This is a genomic window from Desulfosarcina sp. (genome assembly GCF_041551955.1).
Lineage (GTDB): Bacteria > Desulfobacterota > Desulfobacteria > Desulfobacterales > Desulfosarcinaceae > Desulfosarcina.
Map to the genome: position 1 here is coordinate 1 of NZ_JBFELV010000338.1, position 5,535 is coordinate 5,535.

Here is a 5,535-nt window from a genome sequence, read left to right on the forward strand (position 1 = left end):
AAAATAACCGTCTGGCACACAGGTTGCTCTGTGTAATGCCTGTCATAAATTACAAGGATATGGATTTGACCGATACAGCCTCTCACCATCTTTATGCCGATGTTCCCCTGGCCCTGAAAAATGGGCGGGCACGGCTCATCGATAATCTCTTGGCGGGAAAAGCGCCTGATTTTCTGGATGACAATGCCCGGCTCATCGACGACTACTTTCGTCATCGCTACGAAAAAAGTGTCGTGGGGCCGAAGATGGACATCGCCAAGAATCCTTATGCGATCGTGGCTTTGGGAGGATACGGCCGGGCGGAGCAATGTGTTTACTCGGATGTGGACCTGCTGTTCCTGTTCGAAAAGAAGGTTCCCCGGGTAGCCGAGGATCTGGTGCGCGAGATCGTCTACCCGTTGTGGGACATGGGGCTGGATGTGGGGCATGCCACGCGCTCCATCAAAGAATGCATCTCCATGGCGCGCAAAGATTTCGAGGTGCTGACCTCTATCCTTGATGCTCGGTTCATCTGCGGCATGTCTCCGCTGTTCATAAAGTTGATGGAACAGATCCGTACTAAGTTCATCAATCTGAAACCCGACACGATCATCTCCTGGCTGGTGGAAACCAACCGGGAGCGGCACCGACGTTTCGGCGACTCGTCCTACCTGCTGGAACCCAATTTCAAGGAGGGCCAGGGGGGACTGCGGGACTATCACACCATGCTGTGGATCGCAAAAATCAAGTCCGGCATCAAACAGCGTCGCGATCTGGAATACTATGGCTATTTTTCCCATGATGACTATACGCGCATGTCCGAAGCGCTTGCCTTCATTTGGAACGTGAGAAACCGATTTCACCTGATGATGAATCGAAAAAGTGATCAGATTCATCTGGAGCAGCAGCGCAAGCTGGCCGACGTGATGGGAATACCGGCTGTGAACGGCCACCTGCCCGTGGAGCACCTTTTAGGCGAACTTCACGGTCATATGGAGTATGTGAAACAGCAGCACGAGATGTTCCTGTATGAAATGGAACAGAAAAAACGTCTCAAAAGAAAAAACAAGGGGCTGAAGACCACCCAAGTCAAGGGGCTTAAATTCAACCGGGGAATGCTCAATTTCATTTCGCCGGAAAAAATCCTCAACAACCCGCGTCTGCTGATCGATATCTTTGCGGAGAGCGCTGCTCAGCGGGCGCCGCTGAACAGCGAAGCCAAACGGCTGGTGAAAGATTTCTCGCACCTGGTGGACGATGCGTTCAGACGCGATTCAACCGTGGTTCATCAGTTTGAGCGGATCCTGATCCGCTCTTCCCGGACCTTCGAAGTTCTCAACCAGATGCTGTATACGGGTTTCCTGGCCCGATTCATTCCGGAGTTTAAATCGGTGGTCAACCGAATCCAGTTCGACCAGTATCACCTATATCCGGTGGCCAGGCACCTGCTTTACACCATAAAAACGTTGCGGGGCTTCGACACCGATGCGGGGGCCAAAGCAGACGCCCTCGCCCACAGCCTGTACAAAGAATTGAAAAAAAAGAAAGTTCTGTTGTGGGCCGCCCTGCTTCACGACATCGGCAAAGGCGAGCCCACCAACGGCCATTCCGAACGCGGCGCTGTCCAGGCTGAAAAAATCCTCCTGGAAAAGAGCGCCAGCCCGGCAGATGCCAAAATCGTCTCTTTTCTGGTCGAGCATCATCTGCTGTTGGTCCAGACGGCCACACGGCGGGACATCAATGATGAAGAAACGGCTGTCACCTTAGCCCGGATCATCAAGAAGGCCGACCTGTTAAAGATGCTCTACCTGCTGACCGTTGCCGACTCCATGGCCACCGGCCCCAAGGCCTGGAATGACTGGACCGCGTCACTGCTGGAAAATCTTTTTTTAAAGGTTCTCAATGTTCTCGAACATGGCGAACTGGCCTCCGGCCGGGCCGTTAGAACCGTGGAGAAAAAGCGGCAGGCGGTGGTTGAGGCCATGACTGCGGAAATGGCGCCGGACCAGTTGGACCGGTTGCTCAACTTAATGTCACCCCGTTACATGCTCTACACACCTGTCGGCAATATCCCCAAGCACCTGCAGCTCTACGCCGAGGTCGGCGACCGGCCCTTTGTCTGGAACGTCGCGCGCGCGCCGGGTGCGGATACCCGAACGGTGACCATCTGCGCCAAAGACAGACCCGGTCTTATTTCCAGGATTGCGGGTGTTTTCACCTTGAACAATATCGATATCCTCGACGTTCAGATTTTTACCTGGCGCAACAACATTGCCCTGGACGTTTTTGAAGTCAATCCACCACCGGATCCGATCTTCGAAGATGAGCGATGGGAGCGGGCTCGACGGGACCTCGAGGATGCGTTGGCAGGCCGGTTGGATCTGGGCGACAAACTGGTCCGCAAAAAAAACGATGCGACACCGATCCGGCCGTACACGGCCGAAAGACCCACAGAAATCGTCGTGGACAACCAAACATCCAGCTTTTTTACGATTGTCGAGGTGGTGACATTTAACTTTCCCGGCCTGTTGTTCCGGGTGACCGATGCGCTTTTCAAATGCGGCTTGGATATTTGGGTCGCCAAGATCGCCACCAAGGTGGACCAGGTGGTGGATGTGTTTTACGTGAGGGATTTTGACGGACAGAAGGTGGACGATCCGCAGCAGGTAGCAGCCGTCAAGGCAGCCATCCAAGACATTCTCCCGGGTGAAGATCCGATCCATGGCTAACCGCGGCCCTCACGAATTTGTTAACGTCTGGAATGGCCCTAATGGCATTCCCCAAACGAGGAAAACGCAACCATGAAACTGAAATCGATTTGGCTTGTATTGACACTCGGATTGATCGCTACCCCTGCATTTGCCGAAGATCTCCTGGACTCCGGCGACACCGCCTGGATGATTGTCTCGACAGCGTTGGTAATGATGATGACCCCGGCGGGACTAGCCCTGTTCTACGGTGGTATGTCGCGCTACAAAAACCTGCTCAACACCCTGGCCATGACCTTTGTGTCCTACTGCCTGGCCAGCGTCATCTGGATGATGTGGGGGTACACCCTGGCATTCGGTTCAAGCAAAGGCGGTATCATCGGCGGATTCGACTATTTTTTCATGAGCAGCATCGGTGTGGACAGCCTGAGCGGCAGCATTCCTACCTATGTGTTCGCCTTGTTCCAGATGACCTTTGCCGGCATCACCGTTGCCCTGGTGCTGGGATCCATCGTCGACCGGATGAAATTTTCCTCGTGGATCGTGTTTACCATATTGTGGATCACCTTCATCTATTGCCCCATCGCCCATTGGGTCTGGGGCGGCGGCTGGATGGGCGCGATGGGCGCCCTTGACTTTGCCGGCGGCAATGTGGTTCATATCAACGCCGGTGTGGCCGGCCTGGTGCTTTCACTGGTGCTGGGCAAGCGCGTCGGCTATGGCAAAGAAGCCATGTTCCCCTCCAGCATCGCGTTGACCGCGTTAGGTGCTGCCCTGTTGTGGTTCGGCTGGTTCGGGTTCAACGCGGGCAGTCAACTGGCCGCCGACGGTGTGGCCGCATCGGCCTTTATGGTGACCAACACCTCTGCCGCCACGGCGGCCCTAGTGTGGATGTTCTGCGAATGGATCGTTACCGGCAAACCGACGGTATTGGGCATCGCTTCGGGCGTGGTTGCCGGACTGGTGGCCATCACGCCGGCCGCCGGGTTTGTCAACCTTCCCGCCGCATTGGTTATCGGATTGGTTTCCGGGGCATTGGGCTACTTTTCCGTTGCCGTGCTGAAACAAAAAGTCGGTTACGACGATTCACTGGACGCCTTCGGTGTGCATGGCATGTGCGGCATCTGGGGTGCCCTGGCCACCGGTCTTTTCGCCAACCCCGCCATCACCGAAAGTGCCGCTGGCCTGTTTTACGGCAACCCCGGGCAGCTATGGATTCAGATCGTCTCGATTCTCGCCACCGCGGTATTCACAGCTGTGGGGACGCTGATTGTTATCGTTGTCACCAAAGTGCTGACCGGCGGCCTGCGCGTGGAACGCGATGAGGAGATCCAAGGCCTGGACAACGCCCTTCACGGTGAACGTGGCTTTGAAATCGCTGAAATTTAACATTCGGGGAGACGTCCATCGCTCTCTCGGCCATTAACAACAGGAGATTAAAAAATGAAAAAGATCGAGGCCATCGTCAAACCCTTCAAATTGGACGATGTGAAAGAGGCTCTCAACGAGATCGGCATTCAGGGAATGACCATCTCGGAGGTTAAAGGCTATGGGCGCCAAAAGGGACACAAGGAGATCTATCGCGGCGCCGAGTATGTGGTGGACTTCATCCCCAAGGTTAAGATCGAGATTATCGTGGACTCGGATCGTGCCTCCCAGGTGGTGGAGGCCATTCAAAAAGCCGCTAACACCGGAAAAATCGGCGATGGAAAAATCTTCGTATTCTCAGTGGAAGAGGTCATCCGGGTTCGAACCGGTGAAACAGGAACAGATGCAATTTAATCGATAGAACCGCTTTTCAAATCGTATTTCTACCTATTCAACATTTTCAGGAGGACAATTATGACCCCAGAACAAGTATTGGCAATGGCGAAGGAAAAAGGCGCGAAGGTCGTGGACATTCGTTTCATGGATTTCCCGGGAATGTGGCAGCATTTCAGCGTGCCCATCGGGGAACTGAACGAGGGCAGCTTCGAAGACGGCTTCGGTTTTGACGGCTCAAGCATCCGCGGTTGGCAACCGATCAACGCCAGCGACATGCTGGTAATCCCGGATGCGGCCACCGCGAAAATCGACCCTTTCTTCAAGGTGCCCACCCTGGTGCTTATCGGCGACATCGCCGATCCGATCACGCGCGAAGCCTACACCCGCGATCCGCGTAACATCGCTAAAAAGGTCGAGGCCTATCTCAAGAGCACCGGCATCGGCGATACGGCCTTTATCGGCCCTGAAGCCGAATTTTTCATTTTTGATGACATCCGCTATGACAGCCAGAAAAATGGCGCCTTCTATGCCATCGATTCCGTGGAGGGCATCTGGAACTCGGGCCGATGCGAAGATCCCAACCTGGGATACAAATCTCGCCACAAGGAGGGCTACTTCCCCGTACCGCCATCGGACAAGTTCCAGGATCTTCGCTCCGACATGTTGCTGACCTTAGAAAGCCTTGGCATTGACGTGGAGTGCCAACACCATGAGGTGGCCACTGCCGGTCAATCCGAGATCGACATGCGCTTCAAGCCGCTGCTGCAGATGGCCGACCAGCTGATGTGGTTCAAGTATGTATTGAAAAACGTGGCTTATAATGCCGGCCACACCGTCACCTTTATGCCCAAACCGCTGTATGGCGACAACGGCACCGGCATGCACACCCACGTGAGCATCTGGAAAGAAGGCAAACCCCTGTTTGCCGGGGACAAATACGCCGGCGTCTCTCAGGAAGCCCTGTGGGCCATGGGCGGCATCCTCAAGCAATGCGGGGCCCTATGCGCCTTCACCACCCCCCCCACCAACTAATATACACGGCTGGTGCCGGGATTCGAGGCGCCGGTGAACCTGGCCTATTCCA

General features: G+C 54.9%; 4 protein-coding genes. All 4 read left to right on the forward strand.

The features are described from left to right. Nucleotides 1-65 precede the first annotated feature (65 nt). A complete protein-coding gene (gene glnD, locus ABYV26_RS19470; protein ID WP_372683022.1) occupies nt 66-2,708 on the forward strand; it encodes a [protein-PII] uridylyltransferase in 2,643 nt (880 codons plus the stop codon). 72 nt (nt 2,709-2,780) lie between these two features. Next, a complete protein-coding gene (locus ABYV26_RS19475) occupies nt 2,781-4,076 on the forward strand; it encodes an ammonium transporter (RefSeq protein ID WP_372683023.1) in 1,296 nt (431 codons plus the stop codon). Nucleotides 4,077-4,130: 54 nt separating this feature from the next. Continuing rightward, on the forward strand, nt 4,131-4,469 hold the full coding sequence (locus ABYV26_RS19480) for a P-II family nitrogen regulator (protein WP_372683024.1): 339 nt from the start codon (nt 4,131-4,133) through the stop codon (nt 4,467-4,469). Nucleotides 4,470-4,529: 60 nt separating this feature from the next. Then, nucleotides 4,530-5,483, forward strand: coding sequence for a glutamine synthetase beta-grasp domain-containing protein (locus ABYV26_RS19485; protein WP_372683025.1), 954 nt, complete (start codon nt 4,530-4,532; stop codon nt 5,481-5,483). Nucleotides 5,484-5,535 lie beyond the last annotated feature (52 nt).